We start from the raw sequence: 21394 nt of genomic DNA on the forward strand, positions 1-21394 counted from the left end.
CATGAGGGTCACTTAGAAGGTCCACGCTAACTTACATTTGGAGATTGGGGTCTTTATGACTGACGAGAATCAGGTCGACGCGAGTCGACGAGGTTTGCTTGTTGCGACTTGTGCGGCCGGAGGTGTAGCGGGTTTGGCCACCGCTGGAGCATTCGTCTCCACCCTGCAACCTTCCGAACGCGCCAAGGCAGCGGGCGCACCGGTGGAAGTGGATATTTCTTCACTGGTTCCCGGTGAAATGCGCACGGTTGAATGGCGCGGCAAGCCGGTCTGGATTCTCAAGCGCACCCCCGAAATGATCGAGTCCCTCAAGAAGACCGATAGCGAGGTGGCCGACCCGAACTCCAAGCGTACCGATTTCTCCGAGACACCCGATTACGCCCTCAATGAGTGGCGCTCGCTGCGCAAGGACATCCTGGTCGTGGTCGGCATCTGTCCGCACCTCGGCTGCTCCCCCAGTTCCCGCTTTGACACCGGCCCGCAACCTTCGCTGCCCGACGACTGGCACGGCGGTTTCCTGTGCCCCTGCCACGGCTCGACCTTCGACCTGGCCGGTCGCGTGTACAAGAACAAGCCGGCGCCGGACAACCTGCAAGTCCCGCGCTACATGTTTGAAGGCGATAACAAGCTCGTCATCGGCAAGGACGAGAAAGGGGAGGCCTGATCATGGGAGCATTTCACGAAAAGAAGCTGCCGGATGATGCACCGGTGGCTGCCAAGGCCCTGAACTGGGTCGATTCGCGCTTTCCGCTGACGGCCACCTGGAAAGCCCACCTCTCCGAATACTACGCCCCGAAGAACTTCAACTTCTGGTACATCTTCGGCTCCCTGGCACTGCTGGTGCTGGTGATCCAGATCGTCACCGGCATCTTCCTGGTGATGCACTACAAGCCGGACGCCAACCTGGCCTTCGCCTCGGTCGAATACATCATGCGTGATGTGCCCTGGGGTTGGCTGGTGCGCTATATGCACTCCACTGGCGCCTCGGCCTTCTTCATCGTCGTTTATCTTCACATGGTGCGGGGCCTGCTTTATGGCTCCTACCGCAAGCCGCGCGAACTGGTGTGGCTGTTCGGCGTGGGGATCTTCCTGTGCCTGATGGGTGAAGCCTTCTTCGGTTACCTGTTGCCCTGGGGGCAGATGTCCTACTGGGGCGCACAGGTGATCGTGAACCTTTTTGGCGCCATTCCCTTCATCGGTCCGGATCTGTCGCTGCTCATTCGCGGCGACTATGTCGTTTCGGACGCCACGCTGAACCGCTTCTTCTCCTTCCACGTGATCGCCATTCCGCTGGTGTTGATCGGCCTGGTGGCAGCGCACATCATCGCCCTGCACGAAGTCGGATCCAACAACCCGGACGGCGTGGAAATCAAGGAAAAGACCGATGAGAACGGTGTGCCATTGGATGGCGTGCCCTTCCACCCGTACTACACGGTGCATGACATCTTTGGGGTCTCGATCTTCCTGCTGGTGTTCTCGGCGGTGGTATTCTTCGCGCCGGAGATGGGCGGCTACTTCCTGGAGTACAACAACTTCATTCCGGCCGATTCCCTGAAGACGCCGCCACACATCGCTCCGGTCTGGTACTTCACGCCGTTCTACTCGATCCTGCGTGCCACGACGGCCGATTTCATGGGCTGGCTCATTGCCGGCGTGGCCGGCTACGTTGCGCTGCTGGTGTTCAAGTCGCGGCTGACAGCCAAGCTGAAGATCGTTGCCATCGTCGTCGGTCTGGCCATCATCGCCGGCATGCTGATTTTTGATGCCAAGTTCTGGGGCGTGGTCCTGATGGGCCTGTCGGTGGTGATTCTGGGCGGACTGCCGTGGCTGGATCATTCGCAGGTCAAGTCCATCCGCTATCGCCCGACTTGGCACAAGTACGTGTATCTGGTCTTTGGCATCGCCTTTGTCATCCTTGGCTACCTCGGCGTGCAACCGCCGACGGCCATCGGCACCACCGTCTCTCAGGTGTGCAGCTTCATCTACCTTGGCTTCTTCCTGCTGATGCCCTGGTGGAGTGCTGCCGGTACCTTCAAGCCGGTGCCCGAGCGCGTCGTCTACCATCCGCACTAAGCCAGCTGCCAAAGGACAAGAACATGACATTGCTCAAGAAAGTGATTGCCGCGCTGGCCTTGCTGCCGGCACTGGCCTGCGCCAACGAAGGGGGCTTCCCGCTGGATCACGCCCCGGACCGTACCAAGGATGTTTCTTCGCTGCAAAACGGTGCCAAGCTGTTCGTCAACTATTGCCTGAACTGTCATTCGGCCTCGGCCATGCGCTACAACCGTCTGCGCGACATCGGCCTGACCGAAGACCAGATCAAGAACAACCTCATGTTCAGTGGGGAAAAGGTCGGCGACCTGATGAAGATCGCGATGACGCCGCAGGATGCCAAGGCCTGGTTTGGCGCGGCGCCGCCGGACCTGTCGGTGATCGCCCGGGCCAAGGCATCGGAGGCCGGTAGCGGTCCGGACTGGATTTATACCTACCTGCGCAGTTATTATACGGACGACAGCCGCCCCACCGGCTGGAACAACATGCTCTTCCCCAACGTTGGCATGCCGCATGTGTTGTGGGAATTGCAAGGTATCCGCAAGGCCAAGTTCGTGGAAGAGAAGGATCCTCACGACGCGAACAAGACCATCCACAAGTTTGCCGGCTTCGAACAAGTCAAGCCTGGCAAGATGAGCGCGGCGGAGTATGACAACAATGTCGCCGATCTCGTTGCCTATTTGCAATGGATGGGTGAGCCGGCGCAGAATACGCGCAAGCGTCTGGGTGTCTGGGTGCTGTTGTTCCTGGGAATCTTCTCGGTATTGGCGTGGCGTTTGAACGCGTCCTATTGGAAGAACATCAAGTAAAAACGTACAATCACGTATCCGCGCAGTTTTTGCGGAATTGCGTATCGGGGTGAGCGTTATGCGTCTCGCCCCCCTTTTGTTTTAGGGCTCTGAAAAAATGATGGTTCTCTACTCGGGCACGACCTGCCCATTTTCGCAACGTTGCCGCCTCGTCTTGTTCGAAAAGGGCATGGATTTCGAGATCCGCGACGTCGACCTGTTCAACAAGCCGGAAGACATTTCGGTCATGAATCCCTATGGCCAGGTGCCTATCCTGGTCGAGCGTGATCTGGTGCTGTACGAATCGAACATCATCAACGAGTACATCGATGAGCGCTTCCCGCATCCGCAGCTGATGCCGGCTGATCCGCTCATGCGTGCCCGCGCGCGGCTGATGCTGTTCAACTTCGAGAAGGAACTGTTCGTTCACGTGCACACCCTGGAAAATGAAAAGTCCAAGGCTGCCGAGAAGAATCAGGAAAAGGCCCGTCACGAGATTCGTGACCGCCTGACCCAGCTGGCACCGTTGTTCCTGAAGAACAAGTACATGCTCGGTGACGAGTTCTCCATGCTGGACGTGGCCCTGGCCCCGTTGCTGTGGCGCCTGGATCACTATGGCATCGAGCTGTCGAAGACGGCAGCCCCGCTGATGAAGTATGCCGAGCGCATTTTCTCGCGTCCTGCTTACATTGAAGCCCTGACCCCGTCCGAAAAGGTCATGCGCCGTTAAGCCGTACCGGCTGCACTACCGCCTGAGCGGTGGTGCAGCTGCCAGTTGTTCAGATTGCTTTCCACCCCGGCCTAGCCGGCAGATGCGGTTTTTACAGGCGCATCGCACACCACACCAGTCATGCCAGAAGTCTCCACCAAGCCTTATCTGCTGCGCGCCATCTACGAGTGGTGCACCGACAATGGCTACACGCCGCACATCGCCGTGGTCGTCGACGGCCGCACGCGCGTGCCGATGCAGTTCGTCAAGAATGGCGAAATCGTCCTCAACATCAGCTTCGAGGCCACCAGCGGTCTGAAGATGGAGAACGACAACATTCACTTCAGCGCCCGTTTTGGTGGCGTTTCACGCGATATTCTGGTTCCCGTCGAAAACGTGATCGCCATCTATGCCCGAGAGAATGGCCAGGGCATGGCGTTCGAAGCCCCGGCGCCGGCCAAGGCAGAGGAGGCGCAGCAGGCAGCTGAACAGGAAAGCGTCACACCGGTCTTGTCGTCGGTGCCAGTATCCGAGCCAGAAAAGAAACCCGCCGAAGGCGGCGATAAAGGCGATGATGATCCGGAACCGCCGAAAAAGGGTGGTCGCCCTGTACTGACTCGCATCAAGTAAGCTATAATCGCCGGCTGAAGTTTTGCTGGCTTAGCTCATCTGGTAGAGCACCTGACTTGTAATCAGGGGGTGGCGGGTTCAAGTCCTGCAGCCAGCACCAGTATTTAAAAGGCTCTCCGACCGGAGAGCCTTTTTATTTTGCTTCGCAACGCACTTTTTTTTGCGAAGCGGCCTGTTTCTTGGTGATTTTATGCAGTCACTGAAATCGGACGATTTTTACTCGCAAAAAATAGCCCAAATTAACTGGGCTATTTTTCTCTGACTACGTCCGCTTCTGGCCGATTGCGGACTTTGAATCAATCATCGTCACCATAGTCATGTGCATCAGAATCAATGAACTGCTGGAATTCGGCTAGAGACTGGTACGCGATAACTGATGGGTATTCTGCCGGTTTTATATGCGGGCCGGTTGCCCAGTCGAGGTGGACAATTACCATTGTTCCATCACAACAAAGGACCAATACATCATCGTTGTCCACTCGACGGCCAACGACTTCAATATCTTTCCCCCAGAGGGGATGGCCTTCTGCAAGCTCTCGTTCCAGTTGGAGCTGAAGAGCAGGTACGTCTCGAGGATGAGTCAACGGTCTCCAGGGCATCCTCCATACAATGTTATCGATTGTCTTTGTCATAAATGATAGAAATGGTATGACGGCTTCTGGCCGATTCCGGCCCTTCATGCTGCACGTTATTCCAATGGTTCCTCATACGGCACCTGAATGAGTTTTCCAGACAAGATCCTTGCGAACGCTGTGCGTGGGGGCGAATCAAGAAGCCCTACAATGTCCGGAGAATAGTTTGCGATAGTATTTACGTCGTAAATTCCGTGGTTGGCGCCGTTATCCATATATTCCTGAGTCTCGTCGCCAGCCATAAAACACCACCCGCTGTCGCCCGGGCGTGACGTCTCTTCGCGCACCATATATCCCACCGGCTTGCCCTCAACAGTGATTTTATCTGTAGCAATGCATCCTCCTCTGCCAGTAGCCAGAGGCCTGATTTGATCAGCCGTAAGTGCGAATTTCTTTTTTTGATCATTCATGGTTAGAGTTCTTGAGTTGGGTATGTCTGGTTCTGGCCGATAAGAGACATCAACAGGAATTCTTTCGAGGTTCCTGGATCGGTGCCAGAACAGAAGGAAAGACTTCCACCATTCCTCCTGGTCGTCGGATCATCATTGGCTGTCCCGGCTAGGGCACCAATTCCCATCGCTCCTTGGTCCATCGAATCACTGCCGATGACAGTGGATTCGGGGATCTGCGTGCAATATCCCGAGAAAGTCCCTTCAGTCGTTCAATTGCCGCAGGGCTGGCTTCGGAGATGTAGAGCACGGCATCCGTGGTGGGGAGCGCGATCAGCAGCACCCCGTCTTGCGAAGATGCCAGGGGCGCCCAGTCATCATGCAACGTGACGCGGCCAACCTCGTAGAAGTTGCCATGGATGGTTCCAATTCTTCCGGCGGCTACCGGCTTGGCAGTTTCGGATAGCGGCCTCAGTGCAGCACGCACATTCTTGGCGCCAAGCTCGAACAGCTGTTCTTCTGATAAGCCGATCTTCTCCAGATCCTTGTCACTCAAGGGGCGAACAGCTCGCGGCGTATCGAGAACCGCCACTGCCACCAGGCCATCCACAAAGGGGCGAAGTTGAAGATTGAGTCCGGACGCATTTGCGCCCAATGACGCCTGCGCATGCTTGATATAGTCGGTTGAGCGGATCACGAGGCGAACAGCATCCGGGTCGGGCGGCGTATTGCGCTCCTTGAGAAGGTCAGACGCGGTCTTAGCATAGTTGCCGGACTCAATCTCGCACGTCTCGCCGCCTTTCCGGCAATAGCTGTAGAGGCGATCCAAGTTCGCCTGCAAGCTGCCCACGGCCAAGGTCAAGGGCCCCTTGACCGTCACAGGAGTATCGCCAACTTCAGCGCGAATTCTTGACGCCATGTATTCGGTGAACGCCGCCGGCTCCAGCGGTACAGGTTCGGCATGTGCCGCTGCCATCGTGAGCAGGGTCAAACATAAGCAGACGAATCTGATTGTCTTGAGTCTGGTGAAAGGCAAGTTGCCCCCGTTGTTGTTATCGACAGATTGGAAGTGTAATGCGCTACGACGGTCTTTGGCCGATAACAGACGTCGGCACTTAAATTTCAGTGGCATCGTCGTCACGCAAAGCACCTCGTTCAATGACCGTGCTCCGTTGAATCAGCGTGCCAGGTGCAATTACAGAATTCGCCCCAAGACAGCTGTGGTCTCCGACTAAGGCACCAAACTTCTCAATGCCGATATTGAGCATAATTCCGTTAGCGCGCACAGAGATCGTTTTGTTGACTCGCTCATTGCGGTGATTGCATATGATGGACCCCGCTTCGAGATTGACATCGCGCCCAATAATCGAATCTCCGACGAAATTGAAATGGGCCAATCTGGATTCTGCGAAAATGAAAGACGACTTGATCTCACACCCAGGGCCAATACTGCAGCGTTCATCAATCCAGTTACCACCCCGGATATAGGCATGGGCCGCGACGAAGACGCCCGGGCCGATTATTGCAGGCCCTTTCAAGATCGCGCCGCTTTCAACAGCAGCCGTTACATGAACGGCTACCCCATTCTCAATCTTGAATTGAAACCGATCAAGGTCATCCATCATCAACCTGACGATAGACTCACTTTGGCTGGTCAGTCGCCACGGGCTAAGGTCTTTCCAGCTAGAAAGAGGGGTGGTTTCTATTCCAGAGATAAATTGAGACAAATGCATGGCTTGCGTAGCTCGACAGGCTTTAGCTGATCGGTTTTGACAACTCTAATTTAGAAAACTTTTAAAACAGGCGGGTGCTCATCGTAGATAGTCTGCTTCTGGCCGCAAGCGGTCCGAGACATCCCAGATTCGTTGTAGTCTGCAGATAGAATCTTGCGAATTTATTATGCGCAGGTCCGATCAGTAAGTTGCCAATTAAGGTCAGATCATTTGGCGTTGGCAATCGATGCTGGGGACCAAGTATTGCCCTGTTCCCGGCACGAAGCGAGATCATCTGGAGTCAAGGAGCGCTCCAGTTTTGGCAGGATGTTAGCCAAATGGACTGAAAGCCGCTTCTCCCTTGCCCCAGAAAACCGCGAGGCACGGACAATCCATACACAAGCCATTCGCTCGTCTACCTTTCCAAGTTGCCCAGCACCGTACATATTGGCGATATTCCACATTGCTTCGGCCCAGCCCAGGTCTGCAGCTCGGGAATAGAGTTCAAAACCTTTATGTCTGTCTTGCGGAGTGCCGAGCCCCGTATCATAAAGATAAGCTGCGCTATTTGTTGCCTGGGCATGTCCTTGCGAAGCTGCTTTCTCGTACCAAAAAAGCGCATCCCTGTACTCTTTTCCTTCCTGAAACATGCTTCCAAGACTGTTCTGCGCTTCGACATTACCCCCTTCGGCCGCCACGCGATACCACTTCATCGCGTTACTTCTATCCTGCGGTGCCCCTTTGCCGACATCGTAAGCCAGGGCGACCTGAATCTGCGCTTCAGCATCGCCCGCTTCGGCTTTGACAATCAATGCCTTGGTCTCTTCAGAAAGGAACCGGTCTGCTGTGGCTGGCAGAGGAAATGCGCTAAAAGAGATGAGTAAGAAAAAGATCAGGTTTCTATTCATTATTTTTACCATGGGTTTTCTCCATATTTTCTAGTTTCTGGCCGATTGCGGACATCGGCAACTGTAGCAAACATTCGCATCTGGCAATGAAAATTCCGCTTCGCAATCGTCGAGCGACCGGCGCCCAATAAGGGCTTGCGAGGCGCTAAATTTCTTGATTGCGAAGCAAAAAAATGAGCTAAGTCTTTGATATAATTGATATTCGCGCCGGACTTGTAATCAGGGGGTGGCGGGTTCAAGTCCTGCAGCCAGCACCAATACCGAAGCGGCTCACAGCGATGTGAGCCGTTTTTCTTTTGCTCCGCATTTTTGCCCATTGAGACGTCGTCTCCCCCAGCCTGAGCTGCGGCCTTTGTGAAGCACTCAACACGGTCACGCTGCCGGCGCAAGGTCACCTGAGCTATCATCAAGGCTCTTTGCCGGACGACCGATAGCGCCGATCAACGGCATCGCCAATGATATCGCGCTCGTCACGACAATTCTCCGGGCCGCTGTAGCGGCCGGACTCCTGAACACGTCAGTTTCAGCCACCTCTTCGGTTCATTCTCGGAATTTCGCCATGGAAATCAAAGTCAACTTCCTCGACAAGCTGCGTCTTGAAGCCAAGTTCGACGACTTTACCGTCATCGCAGATCAGCCCATCCGCTACAAAGGAGACGGCTCGGCACCTGGCCCCTTTGATTACTTCCTGGCGTCATCGGCCCTGTGCGCGGCGTACTTCGTGAAGCTGTACTGCAATACGCGCAATATCTCGACCGAGAACATCCGGCTATCCCAGAACAACATCGTCGATCCGGAAAACCGCTACCAGCAGACCTTCAAGATCCAGGTCGAACTGCCGGCCGACATCGAGGAGGCAGACCGCCGCGGCATCCTGCGTTCGATCGAGCGCTGTACGGTCAAGAAGGTGGTGCAGCAGGGGCCGGAATTCGTCATCGAGGAAGTGGAAAGCCTGGACGCCGATGCGCAGTCCTTGCTCACACTCAAGCCCGAAGCCGGCGTGAGCACGCATATCCTTGGCAAGGATTTGCCTCTGGAGCAGACCATCGCCAACATGTCGGGCTTGCTGGCCGAACTGGGCATCAAGATCGAGATCGCTTCCTGGCGCAATATCATTCCCAATGTGTGGTCGCTGCATATCCGCGATGCGCATTCGCCGATGTGCTTCACCAACGGCAAGGGCGCCACCAAGGAAAGCGCGCTGGCCTCGGCGCTGGGTGAGTACATCGAACGCATCAGCAACAACCATTTCTACGCCGGTTCCTACTGGGGTGAGGAGATTGCCAATGCCGACTTCGTGCATTACCCCAACGAGCGCTGGTTCAAGCCCGCTCGCGCAGACAAGCTGCCCAAGGAAATCCTGGACGCGTATTGCCTGGAAATATACAACCCGGACGGCGAGCTGCGCGCGTCGCATCTGATCGACACCAATTCGGGCAACGCCCAGCGAGGTATCTGTTCGCTGCCTTACGTAAGACAGTCGGATGGCGAGGTCGTGTATTTCCCTTCCAATCTGGTCGAGAACCTCTTCGTGAGCAACGGCATGAGTGCCGGCAATACCCTGCCTGAAGCTCAGGTGCAATGCCTTTCGGAGATCTTCGAGCGCGCGGTCAAGCGTGAAATCCTGGAAGGCGAGATCTGCCTGCCCGACGTGCCGCAAGAAGTCCTGGCCAGATACCCTGGCATCGTGGCAGGTATCCAGGGGCTGGAAGAGCAGGGCTTCCCGGTGCTGGTCAAGGATGCTTCGCTGGGCGGGGTCTATCCGGTGATGTGCGTGACCTTGATGAACCCACGCACCGGCGGCGTGTTTGCTTCCTTCGGCGCACATCCGAGCTTCGAGGTGGCGCTTGAGCGCAGCCTGACGGAGCTGCTGCAAGGCCGCAGCTTCGAGGGCCTCAACGATTTGCCGCAGCCGACCTTCGAGAGCAATGCCGTGACCGAGCCCAACAATTTCGTCGAGCATTTCATCGACTCCTCCGGCATCGTGTCGTGGCGCTTCTTCAGTGCCAGGTCGGATTATGAATTCGTGGAATGGGATTTCTCCAGTCAGGGGGAAGATTCCAATGCCGACGAGGCGGCTACCTTGTTCGGCATTCTGGAGCAGATGGGCAAGGAGGCCTACGTTGCGGTGTATGACCAGCTGGGCGCTACGTCTTGCCGCATTCTGGTGCCGGGCTATTCCGAGGTCTATCCGGTGGAGGACCTGATCTGGGACAACACCAACAAGGCGCTGCTGTTCCGCGAGGACATCCTGAATCTGCATCGCCTGGACGACAAGGCGCTGGCTGCCTTGCTTGATCGTCTGGAGAACAACGAGCTGGATGATTACTCGGATATCGCGACCCTGATCGGTATCGACTTCGACGAAAACACCGAATGGGGCCAGTTGACGGTGCTCGAACTAAAGTTGCTGATCAATCTGGCCTTGCAGCAATTCGACGAGGCACATGACCTGGTCGGCGCCTTCTTGCAGTACAACGACAATTCGGTCGAACGCGGTCTGTTCTACCAGGCCTTGAATGTCGTGCTGGAAGTGAAACTGGATGATGAGTTGGAACTGGCTGACTACGAGACCAATTTTCGCCGCATGTTCGGCAACGCGCGCATGGACGCGGCCATCGGATCGGTGACGGGAAGCGTGCGCTTCTTTGGCTTGACGCCGACCAGCATGAAGCTCGAAGGACTGGAGCGTCATCAGCGCCTGCTTGATAGCTATCGCAAGTTGCACAAGGCGCGGGCGAGGTTTGCGCAGGCGGATGCCGCTTGAGGAAGTTTATTCGCTTTATGAGGGGGCAGTCGCAATAGCTGAGCCCAGCATCCGCGTTGGGATTGATCATCAGGTCTTTGATGTTCATATCGGCGGGTTGAGGCAGGGCCAAACGGGGACCGGGCCTGTCCTGCAGCATTCAGTCCTGATCGGTATTCGTTCTCGTGGCGACGTTACGTTGCGGACTGGGGAGCGTTTAAGCTCCTGCATTGGACGGATGTTCGAACAAGTCGATAGGCTGTCCGTGAAGTTGTTCTACGTAAATCCAATCGCAGGGACAGGGACGTGAAGTAAAAGCTTGGCGCGCTATAAGACTTGCAGCGAGCTCGGGATCATTTGTACTTTCATTGAAGTACGGATCTGCCATCAAGCGAGGATCTTGAAGGTGACTTTGCACGAATTGATTCATACGGTAATCATCTAGCCACAGCGCTTGACGACCGACGCTCGCGAGTGCTTCAAGTCCAAGATCGTTAAATGTGGCGCACTCCTTGAGTGTTCCTGAAGGCTTTCCGGTCCAGCAAAATTGAGGAGTGCCATGAGGGTCGTCGAGAGGCAAATAGATGCCGGTACGCGGCGGTGTTGTGCCGCTGTGGGCGTTGATGTCGCTTCGAAGTCTCAATGCCGTCGCGTCTCCAAGTGCTTCGGGATGTTTCGCGAGGCATACTGTCAAATCAAAATCATCCCATCCTCCAGAGATACCGGATTTCTTTAATTTTCTGTCGATATTGTGCGCGTACAGGTATAGATCATCGAAGCGGGATTGGAATTCATCTTCCTCCTCCGGTGTCATCCAGTTCAGAGAGTACTCCGACAGGCCGCGCCCACAATTGTACGCATCGGTAAATGAATAGACTTCGAATGCACGCTCTGCAATCTGCGTGGCGACAGATAGTTCGAAGTCGGCAAGAAATGGCCAGCCATTATTGGCCCAGTTCTCCGAGGTGTCACGTGTTCCCCAGCGGCTGTTGGTCAGCAATGCGTCGCGGCCTTGAAGCTTGGCTTCGGCCAACGTTGGATCGACGAATCGCATCAGCTCGTGCAGGCGTACTTGAAGGCCTTTCAGATATTCGAGGGAGGCGAAATGGTAAAGCAGGCAGACAGACGTGTTTTTTCTGGGGCAGTCTGAGTTCAATGGGGTACTTGCTCATTCTATTTGTCCTGGATTTTTCGCTTCTTGAGGCAAGCAAGATGAGCTGATATGCCAGAGAATTCGGTCTTTATCCTGGTCAAGCTGCTTTTCTTTGCATCTTGCGTTCAATCCTGATCTGCATCCCATTGCCAGATGGTGGCACCATATTGGGAATTCAGGGTTGGCATGGTCTCTCCGCGCTTGAACTTGCGTCGGGAATTCAGTTGGGCAGGCGTGAAATAATATCCATCCTCCGGGCAGAGTTCTCCGCTTGCAACGCGTCGCTTGAAATCCTGCGGTGCGCTTAGCGATGTTACCTTCCGTTGATGGGCCACCTTCTTGACCAGCGTCCATGTGCATGGAGCGGTCTGATGCAGAGCTTCTTCACCGTATTTTTCTGAGGTCCCCGGAATGTAGAGAGATTGCATTCCCAGGAATATGCTGCATTCGGGTGCCTCATCAATGTCCGGCCCCAGGAACTGAGCGCTGGAATTGGATTGGTCTGGAACATAGATGCCTGGTCTTGGCGGTTGCTGTCCTGTTCGCGCGGTGGCGGAAGGATCAAGCGCGTAGCCAGGCCAGGTATCCGGCGCATCGAGTGGCCCGCGGTCCTCCGGGGTATAGCGGGGTGACAAGGTTCCGGCCGACCAGTATGCACCTTGAGTAGAAATGATGTTGCGAGCCCGGACGAGCGCCTGATTCAAGAGGTGTCGATACGTAGGTACGCCTTCATCGCCCATCCAATCGGCGGAAAATTCGAGCTGCCCCTTGAAGTCCGAGCGCACTCCATGCGCGCTCTTGAGTCCATCGAAGTCTCCATGAGACAACTTGATATAACCGCTGCAGAGGCCGTCGAATGTATCTCGGAAGTTGGGAAGCACCTGTTCTCCCCAAACGATATCAGGTTGTTCAGGTAGAGCGCGGTTGCGGTAATCAGGAGGCAAGTTTTGCATGAACTGATTCAGCCGTGACTCCACAAATTCAAGTAGCTCTTGCCATCTGTCTCGCAATTGGCCCAGGTATTCAAGAGACGTGTAACGTTCCAAGAGAAAAATTTCTTGTGGATCGATATGGCCAGGAGAGTTAATCATTTCTTTTTTGACTCGTACCAATTGTTAGTGAGAACCGGAACACCAACCAGATCAGTCTTTTGACCGAATTCATCATAGCCCCAATGGGTAGGTTGTCGCTTGCTCACCAAGGCTTTCTTCAGGTCATCCGGATTGACCACAATTTGTCGTGCTCCACCTTCAAGCACATAGGTTGAATTCTTCAATTGCAGCGAAGCTACCACACCCTCCCACACCTTTAGACCGCCTTCGGGAACGATGTAGGTAATTACTTCCCCGTTGCTGTTCCAGCTCGCCCAGACTGCGAAGCGTTCGCGCCAATCTGCTTTGCTCTGGAGCTTCTGGAATTCTTCTTCAGTCATCCAGCAGATCGAATTGTCCGCTGACTTCGGGTCAAGCACTCGACGCAGTTTCGTGCCGGCGGGCAGATCCAATGGCCGTATGGTATTGAAAGTGTCGTACGCATTTTTTGTGGCGAGCCCATCCTCGAATCGAGGATACCCCGGGGGAACGTTGGGGGGGGCTTCCAGTGGAGGATACTTCAACGTCTTGGATTTGGTCGCCCAAGGCGGAAGGTCTTTGTCGAAAGCCTCCTTTTCTGCATCAGTGGTGGTTCTTCGGAAGCCATGCGGATTGATTGTGTTGAGATGGGCGCGATGTAGCATGTCCGATTCAATATCCAAGCGCCGGGCCAACTGGTCCAACAGATCTTGTAAAGGTTTCATCGCTTTGGCAAGCATTCGGTCTGCTTGAGCGCGCACTTCATTTATCAGTTTCATCAGACCGATGGCGCGATCACCCAGAGCAGGCCCCCCCCATTTTCTGACCAACTCCAGAAGCGATAACGTGGCTTTCTTCCCGTCATCAAAGGCCGCAAGTAACTTGCCGACATTTACTTGGGCTTTTACTTCCCGCAGTTTCACGGCGAGATACTTATAGGGATTATCGATCTTCAATGCTCTCAGCGTTTTGACGACCTCTGGCCGAGCAAGAAAACGGTTGAGGAGAGAAATGCTGAGTTCGATATATTTCGTTATATCAGGCAATACGGCGGTTGCCTTTCTAGCCGCTCCTAATGAAGCGCGGCGTAGCGCCGAAAACATCACTTTCCCACAGCCCTTCACCAACGATCCCAACGTCGGGAACAGACCGATCAGCGTCAAGCATAATGCTACCCAGTGCCATGCTTCATTGGGCTCCGAATGGATTTTCTTGCAGTTCGCGACGATATCCCGAACATCACAAATCTGGTCTACAAATGGGATCATCGAAACCACGGTACTCACCGCAGTTTGCGCTGTGGTCGGGTTCTCATTGAAATCACCCTGAATCACGCCCCAGAGCCATTCTCCCGCAGCCGATAGATCTTTTCTCGCACTTGATAGCCACCGACTAGGCGCAGAGGAAAACCAGGCAAGAGCATTTTCGAATTGGTCATTCATGGCTTAATAGGAGAGCGCCCTTAAGAATTAAATTTTTCCTGCGCCTTTGCGACCAGCTCGGATAGTGGTTGCCAAGATGATTCCGGATCGGGTGTCCTTGGTTCGTATTCCACGTGAGTCGGCTTCTCGGGCACATTTTCGTGATGCGCTTCTCCTTTTGCATCCAGTTTTCCTTGAATGGTGGCACCGTCCGAAAACTTGATTTTGTATCCGACGTCCTGCATCGGCTCCCCATAGACGTCCCGATAATTGATATTGATGAAGTTGCTTATTTCGGCATTGGGATTGGGCAGAGGGGATAGAGAGGCTGCCAGCGACGCCCCTCCCGGAAACGCATGCGTCCCCCCCTTCACCGAAAACGTCCCCGGACAGGCAAACGTAATATTCCCGCCCTCCAACGTCACCGAAGCCTGTCCCGCCTGCAGCACGATCTTCTGGCGCGCCTTGATCTCGATGCCCTCATTGACGCTGATTACGCTCACCTCCTTGTCGGCCAGGATCTCCAGCGCATCGGTATGCGCCTGCAACGAGACCGGTCCATTGCCCGTATAAGCCTGGATACCTCCGTCTTGCGCAAACAGGGTAGCCGCCTTGCCAGCGGCCAGGCTGGCAGTGTCCGCAGCAGTCCAGTGGGTATCGCCCTGGCTGGTCCAGTGCAGGTTCTCACCGGCATAGAGCACCGTGGAGGCAGCGCTGGCCCAGTTGATGTTGGCCGGAGATTCCATCAGCACCGCCGCCTTGGCGAACTTCTCGACCGGTTGCGCGGTGTCGCTCTCGCGGGAACCCTCTTTGCTCTTGAAGGCGTCCTGGCCATTGACGCTGCCCGGATGCTTGCCTTGATCAGCAGGGTCGATGATGGAGATGAAATCCCTCTTGGCCTGCAAGGCATCCGCACTATGCAGCGCCTGCTGCTGCGTGGCGGCATCCCCCATGGTCTGGGCCAGTTGCTGCGCCCCCTTCAGTTGGGCGACGGCCTCCTGGGCATCCATCTGCGTGCTGGTTACGCTGGCCCCGGCAGCCGGGCGCGCCGTCGAGGAAATCAGCAAGCCCTCCGCACCGCGTACCACGCCCCAAGCGTCACTACGCAGTTCAAAACCCTGACCGCGATAGCTGCCGCGCTGTGCGCCGGAGTCGGCCTGTTCGATCAGGTGGCCGAGATTGAGCTGGGACCTGGCCTGGCTGGAGGCTAGCCGCATGCGCAGTTGCGACTGCGTATCGTCCACCACCCATTGATTGAATCCACTGCCATCATGCGCCGTGCTGTGCCAGCCCGAGATCGTGCCGGCATGGTTGGCTCCGGAATCGGCACCAGCCGGGAAAGGCGGTACATCGCTGCCGTTGTAGAGCTGCGCGACCACGACAGGCCGGTCGATATCGCCCTCGATGAAATCGATCAGCACTTCACTGCCAATGCGCGGCGTGAACTGGCTGCCCCAGTTGGGGCCGGACTGGGCTTCGGCCACGCGTACCCAGGTGCCGGAGGCGTCGTTGCCGGGCGCGTTGCCGTCTTTGTCATCGAGGTTGCCGGTCTCGCGCAGGCCGCCCGGGTTCGGCGCCTGGCCGCGTTGCCAATGGAACTGCACCTTGACGCGATGATTGCGGTCCGTGGTGACAGCAGCGTCCGGCAGGCCGGTGACCAATGCGGTCTGCGTGCCGCGTGCAGTTGGCTTGAGACGCTCCGTGATTGCGGCAGGAACGATGGGAACCCCATCGCGCACGGCCACGAAGCTGTTGCGGTGCGTGTGGATGGGGCGCTGACGAAGCTAGGGCCGAGCGACGCGGGCAATACCTCATCAAGAATCTGGGCAATGTTGCTGTCGAAGTTGTTGCGAGCACTATGGCTGACCGACAGCAGCTTGAAGCGGTTCTCTCCCTCGGGATTGCGCTCATGCTGGGTGAGAGCGAACCGAGCACCGGCACAGAGTTGATGCACTGCGCCTGTCCGCAATTTTCATGCGAATGTTCACGAGTACGGACACGCGTGAGGGGGAAGAGGGAGTATCCGGTCAAGCTGATTCTTCATTCAGCCAGCACCCAGCGTACCGTGCGCCCCTGATGCAAGGGCAATAGCTCGCCTGCCTTCAGTTCGACGCTGGTTGCCATATCGGACTCCACCAACCATCTACCTGCCTTAGGTGCCGCTGCACCGCTTTCAGCCCAGGTGATCTGGTCGTTCACCGCGACAGTTGGCTGTGTCGAACGCTTTACGTCGGGTTGAGTGAAACGGTAATGCTTCTCCTCTTCGGGGACGGAGCCGTCGATATAGCGATCGTCACGCCATAACAATCGCCAGGTAGTGTCCATATCCACGCTGTCATCAATGATGAACGCGCTCGTCGTAGGCGCGGGAGAGCCCCCATGCAGATAGTTCATTGCGCCCATTATCGCGAAAGGTGGTTCAGATTTCTCTGCCTTTCCGAGCAGCAGCATTATCAGTGACGGCTTGGGAGCGTCGATCGGCTCCCAGATTCCCGAGCAAGGTGTCAACTCACCAGTTCGAACAAATATATTGTCTTTGGGATCAGGTACTTCATGGAGCAAGGGTGGATATTTCCGCGAGTGAAGCAGTTTCTTCAGCCATTCGTTGTAACGAACCGGGGCCGCTTCATCAGTGAAGCGAGATTCAAGAATATATTTTGCGCATTCGCCCCAAGCTTTTGCCAACTGGATAAGCGCTTCACGGAATTCAGCCCATCGTGGCGTATGCTCTTCGTCGATGCGATTTTCTCCAATGTCGATACGCTCCAGAAGCTGCGAATAGTGAGACAAGATACGCCGTGCCATAGCAAATTCTCCATTGGCGTCAAACTTGAAAACGCGTTTATCGCCCTTTTTCAGGCGCATAACACCTTCTTCGCAGTGGGCAAGGCATTTAAGAATATAGGCGTACTCGGAATGCGATAAAGAGGTCTCGTTGGTCCAGCCGCGATCATCAGCCTCGCGCACACTGTTCTCGGTGGCGTCCGCCCACGCGTTATAAAACCCTAGTATTCGTTGCCACGCTGTCAGCGAACTTAGTTTTTTTAGAAGATAGAAGAGCTGCTGTCGCTCGGACGGAGAGGGCAGCATAATGTCGTTGATCTTTCTGTTGCCGTATTGAGTCATGGATGAATGAGAACCTGTTCGTTATCTTTTTCCGCCTGTTCACGAGCGCCGACACGTGCAGTTTGCACTGAGCCTGTTCCAGGGGGGCGAAGGTAGCCCCAGATTCCGTTTGCATCTGTCCAGCCGGTTGCATGGAAAGTGAATTCCATGCCAGTCTCTGGATCAGTGAACGTCACTTTGGCTGTCTGTTTTGAACTCGAAAATTCTTTCGCTGTACGGCCAGTTCACTTGACCTGCAGCGGTAATTTTCAGCCAGTTAGCCAGTGAGTCGCTTGTCTGCGCCGGTCCGCAATCTTCATGCGAATGTTCACGAGTACCAACACGTATGAGGGATAACAGGAAGCTTCTGGTCAAGCCGATTCCTCATTCAGCCAGCACCCAGCGCACCATCCGCCCCTGATGTAAGGGCAATAACTCACCAGCCTTCAGTTCGATGCTGGCTGTCATATCGGACTCCACCAGCCATCTACCCGTCTTAGGTGCCGCCGTACCGCTTTCAGTCCAGGTGATCTGATCCTTCTCCGAGACATTTTGCGGTGCAGAATGTTTTACTTCAGGCTGGTTGAAACGGTAATACCTCTCCTCTTCTGGAATTAAGCCGTCGATATAGCGGTCGTCTCGCCAGAGCAGGCGCCAAGTAGTGGCAAGATCGATTTCGTCATCCTTGGTACATGCGCAGATCGTCGGTGCTGGAGAAGCTCCGTGCAGATAGTTCATGCACCCCATGAGCGTAAAAGGTGGCAGTGGTGTTTCAGTTTTTCCAAGCAGGGTCATGATCATGGAAGGCTTAGGTGCATCTATAGGTTCCCAGATTCCCGAGCACGGTACCAATGAGCCGGTGCGGACTAACAAGTTATCTTGTGGATCTGGGACAGGCTCTAGAACGTCCGGAAAAGGGGATGCTTTCAGCAACGTTCTTAACCAATCGTTGTACGGAAGTAGTGCCGGCTCATCTTGATAACGAGGTTCCAGAATATTGACGCCGCATTCTCCCCATGCCTGACTGACCGTTAACAACGCTGAGGAGAATTCAGACCAAAGTGGTGTGTACTCTTCGTTGATCCGATTTTCCCCGATTTCTAAACGATAGAGTAACTGTGAATAGTGGCCCGTTGCCCTGGCAGCCATGGCGAATTCGCCGTTGGCATCGAATTTGAATACCCGCTTGTCTCCTAGCCTCAGGCGGCGTACTCCTTCTTCGCAATGGGCCAGGCTTTTTAAAAGGAATGTGTAGTCCGAATAAGGTAAGGATGTCATTTTCCCCCAGCCCCGGGTATCTGCTTCCCGAACGCTACTTTCTGCCACGTTCACCCAGGCTTGGTAAAACTCGAAAATCCGCTGCCACGCAGTTAGCGAGCTGATCTTTTTAAGATAATGGAAAATTTGGCCCCGCTCTTTCTCCGATGGGAGCATGATGTCTTGGATATTCATATCGTTGATTTGCCTTACGGCTGGACTAAGACTTGTTCATTATCCTTGCTAGCTTGTTCGCGCACCATGCCGCAGGTGGATCGGCTGCCGCCTTTTATTGTTTAAAGACATCTTCGGTAATCCAGCAATCACTCATTGCTCGGCTATTTGGAGACAGGATTCTGTAGAGTCGAGCAGGATCTTTTATTCCATCTGCTATCAAAGTGTTGAACGATTCAATATTGCGTGAGGAAATCGGTGGCCATCCTTTTGAAATTTCTTATCAACATCTAACTTCATTTCAGAAGAAACCGGTCCCGGATATTCTTGATATTTTCCCTTACTGAGCAACGACGGCGGAGGTACGGTCTCCCGCATCAGCTTGACCTGGATGAGGAGCTGGAACTATCGGACTATGGGACCAACTTCTGCCGCATGTTCGGCGACGCGCGCATGGATGCGTCCATCGGATCGGTGAACGACAGCGTACGCTTCTTTGGCTTGACGCCGACCAGCATGAAGCTCGAAGGGCTGGATCGCCATCAGCACTTGCAGGATAGTTATCGCAAGCCGCACAAGGCGCGTGCCCGGTTTGCGCAGGCGGATTCTGCTTCAGCGGCTTGATGCAGTTGTCCTTGCTGCGCGGATGACCACTCGGCCTGATCTGCGATCAGGCCGTTTTTTTTGGTGCAGAGCCCCGGCAGCTGCATCCATTCTCTCAACTTTCGCCTGAAGCAGGCTTTCAAGGAATGGATGGGTCCTGGTAAGCGCTATCGATGACAACGCCGCGTCGTCGCAACGTCTCTTCAGCCTGATCCCGGTCTTGCTTCAATAGCGGCAATTCCGAAGAGAGTGCGTTTTGCCAATCTGATCGCTTTGCAGGCCCAACTATCTGACGTGCCTCTTCCTTGCTGCCAACCAGGGATAACTTGAGGAAGTAAGCGCCTGGCTTGTTTCTGTCAAGTCGTTCCATGTCGCGGGTCAGGGTCAAGGTCAGGTAAGCATGTTCAAGCTGGAGGCACCATGTCGCATCAGCGGGAAGACTCATCCATTCATCCAGGTCAGGCACGTAGGCGGGATCCAGCAAGTGCACCGGTGAGGTGATGGCAAAGTGCAAGGCTTGCGCCCCATTCAGCCGCGGCAGTGAGCGCTCTATGTAGTGACGCCGGCCAGCGGCTCTTATGTTGTTCAGGATGCGCATCATTCTCTGCCTTGCCTCATCGTGCGGGATATGCTCTTCAGCGCCCAAGCCAGCGTAGATGTTCCATTCAATGATATTTTCGTCCGGGAAGTGGGGATCCTCGTTACCAGAAATTCCAAGAACATCATTGAGCATGAATGCGCGTGTGCCGTTGCGTATCTCCACGGCACCCGAGGCATCACGAGGCCAGTCCATTGAATAAAAGTTGACGTTGGGGGCCTGATGATCAGAACTATCTGATTTGGGTAGCGTGCGAGAAGTTCTTTGCCGGATTGGTTGGCGCTGATTTCGATCTGATGGAGCATATTGATCGACTTCTCTGATTTGTCGGGAGAACAGGCGGTCCGGAGCGCGATGATCCAGAACATGGAACTCATCGCGCCAATTCGGAATAGCCGGAATGCTTTCACTGGCATGAGCAATATAAAGTGAAGCTGCAGTGCGGTCTCATTGTCTATTTGGTCTTGCCCAGCTTGGGTACATGAGTCCTCATCTCGCTTTGGGTGGGGTGGACAATTATCAGAAGCCCGGCGGATCTTGATAGGCTTCGTCAATGTTGACTCCCTGTTTGCGTAAGGTGCTTTCGGCCTGCTGGCGCTTTTCTTTCAGCAGTTTTATTTCAGCGCGCAATGCTTGCTGCCAAACCGTCCGCTTGTCAGCGCCCACCAGTTGGTGGAATTGCTCTTTTTCACTCCGGAGGTTGAATTCAATGAAGTAGGCACCCGGCTGGTTGACGTCGTTTAGAGAAAGATCGCGGGACAAAGCAATCGTCAGGTAGCCCTCCTTGCTCCAGAGTTTCCAAAGCGTGCGGCCGGGAAGATGCATCCATTCGTCCAAGGTTGGCTCGTAGTCCGTATCCAATCCATAAACGGAGGGCGTGGACTCTGCATAGCGTAGCGCGTTTTCACCCGACAGCCGGGGGGCATCCGGATCGATATAGCGATGCCGGGAGCCCTTGCGCAGATTTGCACGAATGGATTGAAATTGCTTCCTTGCAGCGTCGTGCATGATCGGACTGCTTTCCGCCAGGCCAGCATTGATGTTCCATTCGATGATGTTTTCGTTGGCAAATGAAGGCGAGTAGTTCCCTGTTGCGCTCAACGCATGGTGAATGACAAACAGTGTCTCCGATGGCCCAATTTCAACTGTGCCGCGCGCGTCCTTGGTCCATCTGGCCGCATGGAACTTCGCACCTGAGGGATGATTGCTCATTGAAAATAGTCCGGGATAGTTCTCAAGGATATCGTCGCCGGACTGGCCGAGTTGGATATGAATGCGCTCGTTCATTGCGTGGTGCTCGGCTCCGCTGCTATTGCCGCAGCCGCCTAGCATTGCGGTCGCCAAAACGAAAATCACCATTCTGCCTATTGCGGATTTGAACGCGGAGCGCACACGAGTCCGCTGGTATTCAAGGGAGTAAAAAGATGAGTGCACGGGGAATTTCCTC

20 protein-coding genes, 1 tRNA gene and 1 pseudogene are annotated in these 21394 nt (G+C 55.0%); 8 read left to right on the forward strand and 14 right to left on the reverse strand.

Going from position 1 to position 21394, the window contains the following annotated elements; genetic code table 11:
- Positions 1-55 precede the first annotated feature (55 nt).
- From petA to ACODSZ_RS14400, 6 genes are all read left to right on the forward strand, one after another.
- Positions 56-664: a ubiquinol-cytochrome c reductase iron-sulfur subunit gene (petA, locus tag ACODSZ_RS14375; RefSeq protein WP_034351097.1), complete on the forward strand. Its 609-nt coding sequence runs from the start codon at positions 56-58 to the stop codon at positions 662-664.
- 2 nt (positions 665-666) lie between these two features.
- Positions 667-2073, forward strand: a complete 1407-nt coding sequence (locus ACODSZ_RS14380; protein WP_175344801.1) for a cytochrome b — start codon at positions 667-669, stop codon at positions 2071-2073.
- A gap of 23 nt (positions 2074-2096) precedes the next feature.
- Positions 2097-2861 (forward strand): cytochrome c1, encoded by a 765-nt coding sequence (locus tag ACODSZ_RS14385; RefSeq protein WP_008332420.1) that lies wholly within the window; start codon positions 2097-2099, stop codon positions 2859-2861.
- 97 nt (positions 2862-2958) lie between these two features.
- Complete coding sequence (locus tag ACODSZ_RS14390) at positions 2959-3570, forward strand: glutathione S-transferase N-terminal domain-containing protein (protein ID WP_017453790.1); 612 nt, start codon at positions 2959-2961, stop codon at positions 3568-3570.
- A 120-nt stretch (positions 3571-3690) separates the two neighbouring features.
- The gene (locus ACODSZ_RS14395) at positions 3691-4179 is read left to right on the forward strand and encodes a ClpXP protease specificity-enhancing factor (protein WP_008332418.1); all 489 of its coding nucleotides are present in this window, start codon (positions 3691-3693) and stop codon (positions 4177-4179) included.
- Between the two features lie 24 nt (positions 4180-4203).
- Positions 4204-4279 (forward strand) — tRNA-Thr (locus tag ACODSZ_RS14400).
- 588 nt (positions 4280-4867) lie between these two features.
- Here the strand turns inward: ACODSZ_RS14400 and ACODSZ_RS14405 are convergent.
- From ACODSZ_RS14405 to ACODSZ_RS14425, 5 genes are all read right to left on the reverse strand, one after another.
- Positions 4868-5221: a DUF2185 domain-containing protein gene (locus ACODSZ_RS14405; protein WP_488927854.1), complete on the reverse strand. Its 354-nt coding sequence runs from the start codon at positions 5219-5221 to the stop codon at positions 4868-4870.
- Positions 5222-5369: 148 nt separating this feature from the next.
- A complete protein-coding gene (locus tag ACODSZ_RS14410; RefSeq protein ID WP_488927855.1) occupies positions 5370-6359 on the reverse strand; it encodes a DUF1444 domain-containing protein in 990 nt (329 codons plus the stop codon).
- Complete coding sequence (locus ACODSZ_RS14415) at positions 6316-6933, reverse strand: LbetaH domain-containing protein (RefSeq protein WP_488927856.1); 618 nt, start codon at positions 6931-6933, stop codon at positions 6316-6318. The genes ACODSZ_RS14410 and ACODSZ_RS14415 overlap by 44 nt, the downstream gene beginning before the upstream one ends.
- Before the next feature lie 206 nt (positions 6934-7139).
- Positions 7140-7820, reverse strand: a complete 681-nt coding sequence (locus ACODSZ_RS14420) for a tetratricopeptide repeat protein (RefSeq protein ID WP_488927857.1) — start codon at positions 7818-7820, stop codon at positions 7140-7142.
- Positions 7821-7825: 5 nt separating this feature from the next.
- Positions 7826-8227 (reverse strand): hypothetical protein, encoded by a 402-nt coding sequence (locus tag ACODSZ_RS14425; protein ID WP_488927858.1) that lies wholly within the window; start codon positions 8225-8227, stop codon positions 7826-7828.
- Between the two features lie 152 nt (positions 8228-8379).
- On the opposite strand from ACODSZ_RS14425, the gene ACODSZ_RS14430 reads away from it, so the two are divergent.
- Positions 8380-10587 carry an OsmC domain/YcaO domain-containing protein gene (locus ACODSZ_RS14430; RefSeq protein WP_488927859.1) on the forward strand — a complete coding sequence of 736 codons (2208 nt, stop codon included), beginning with the start codon at positions 8380-8382 and terminating at the stop codon, positions 10585-10587.
- 196 nt (positions 10588-10783) lie between these two features.
- On the opposite strand, the gene ACODSZ_RS14435 is transcribed toward ACODSZ_RS14430, so the two are convergent.
- From ACODSZ_RS14435 to ACODSZ_RS14465, 7 genes are all read right to left on the reverse strand, one after another.
- Positions 10784-11620, reverse strand: a complete 837-nt coding sequence (locus ACODSZ_RS14435) for a hypothetical protein (protein ID WP_488927860.1) — start codon at positions 11618-11620, stop codon at positions 10784-10786.
- Positions 11621-11844: 224 nt separating this feature from the next.
- Entirely contained in the window at positions 11845-12810 is a 966-nt protein-coding gene (locus ACODSZ_RS14440; RefSeq protein ID WP_488927861.1) for a hypothetical protein, read from the reverse strand.
- Positions 12807-14231 (reverse strand): hypothetical protein, encoded by a 1425-nt coding sequence (locus ACODSZ_RS14445; protein WP_488927862.1) that lies wholly within the window; start codon positions 14229-14231, stop codon positions 12807-12809. Before ACODSZ_RS14445 ends, ACODSZ_RS14440 begins: the two co-directional genes overlap by 4 nt.
- Positions 14232-14251: 20 nt before the next feature.
- Complete coding sequence (locus tag ACODSZ_RS14450; RefSeq protein ID WP_488927863.1) at positions 14252-15955, reverse strand: DUF2345 domain-containing protein; 1704 nt, start codon at positions 15953-15955, stop codon at positions 14252-14254.
- A 295-nt stretch (positions 15956-16250) separates the two neighbouring features.
- A complete protein-coding gene (locus ACODSZ_RS14455) occupies positions 16251-17336 on the reverse strand; it encodes an Imm71 family immunity protein (protein WP_488927864.1) in 1086 nt (361 codons plus the stop codon).
- Positions 17333-17485, reverse strand: coding sequence for a hypothetical protein (locus ACODSZ_RS14460; protein ID WP_241822122.1), 153 nt, complete (start codon positions 17483-17485; stop codon positions 17333-17335). Before ACODSZ_RS14460 ends, ACODSZ_RS14455 begins: the two co-directional genes overlap by 4 nt.
- 214 nt (positions 17486-17699) lie before the next feature.
- Positions 17700-18767 carry an Imm71 family immunity protein gene (locus ACODSZ_RS14465; protein ID WP_488927865.1) on the reverse strand — a complete coding sequence of 356 codons (1068 nt, stop codon included), beginning with the start codon at positions 18765-18767 and terminating at the stop codon, positions 17700-17702.
- 366 nt (positions 18768-19133) lie between these two features.
- Here ACODSZ_RS14465 and ACODSZ_RS14470 point away from each other — a divergent pair.
- Positions 19134-19370, forward strand: a pseudogene (locus ACODSZ_RS14470) (OsmC domain/YcaO domain-containing protein); the annotation flags it as partial.
- A gap of 118 nt (positions 19371-19488) precedes the next feature.
- On the opposite strand, the gene ACODSZ_RS14475 reads toward ACODSZ_RS14470, so the two are convergent.
- Both ACODSZ_RS14475 and ACODSZ_RS14480 read right to left on the reverse strand, forming a co-directional pair.
- Positions 19489-20082, reverse strand: coding sequence for a hypothetical protein (locus ACODSZ_RS14475; RefSeq protein ID WP_241822124.1), 594 nt, complete (start codon positions 20080-20082; stop codon positions 19489-19491).
- Between the two features lie 384 nt (positions 20083-20466).
- Positions 20467-21381, reverse strand: a complete 915-nt coding sequence (locus ACODSZ_RS14480) for a hypothetical protein (RefSeq protein WP_488927866.1) — start codon at positions 21379-21381, stop codon at positions 20467-20469.
- Between the last annotated feature and the right edge of the window lie 13 nt (positions 21382-21394).

This window comes from Herbaspirillum sp. FG34 (assembly GCF_057809315.1).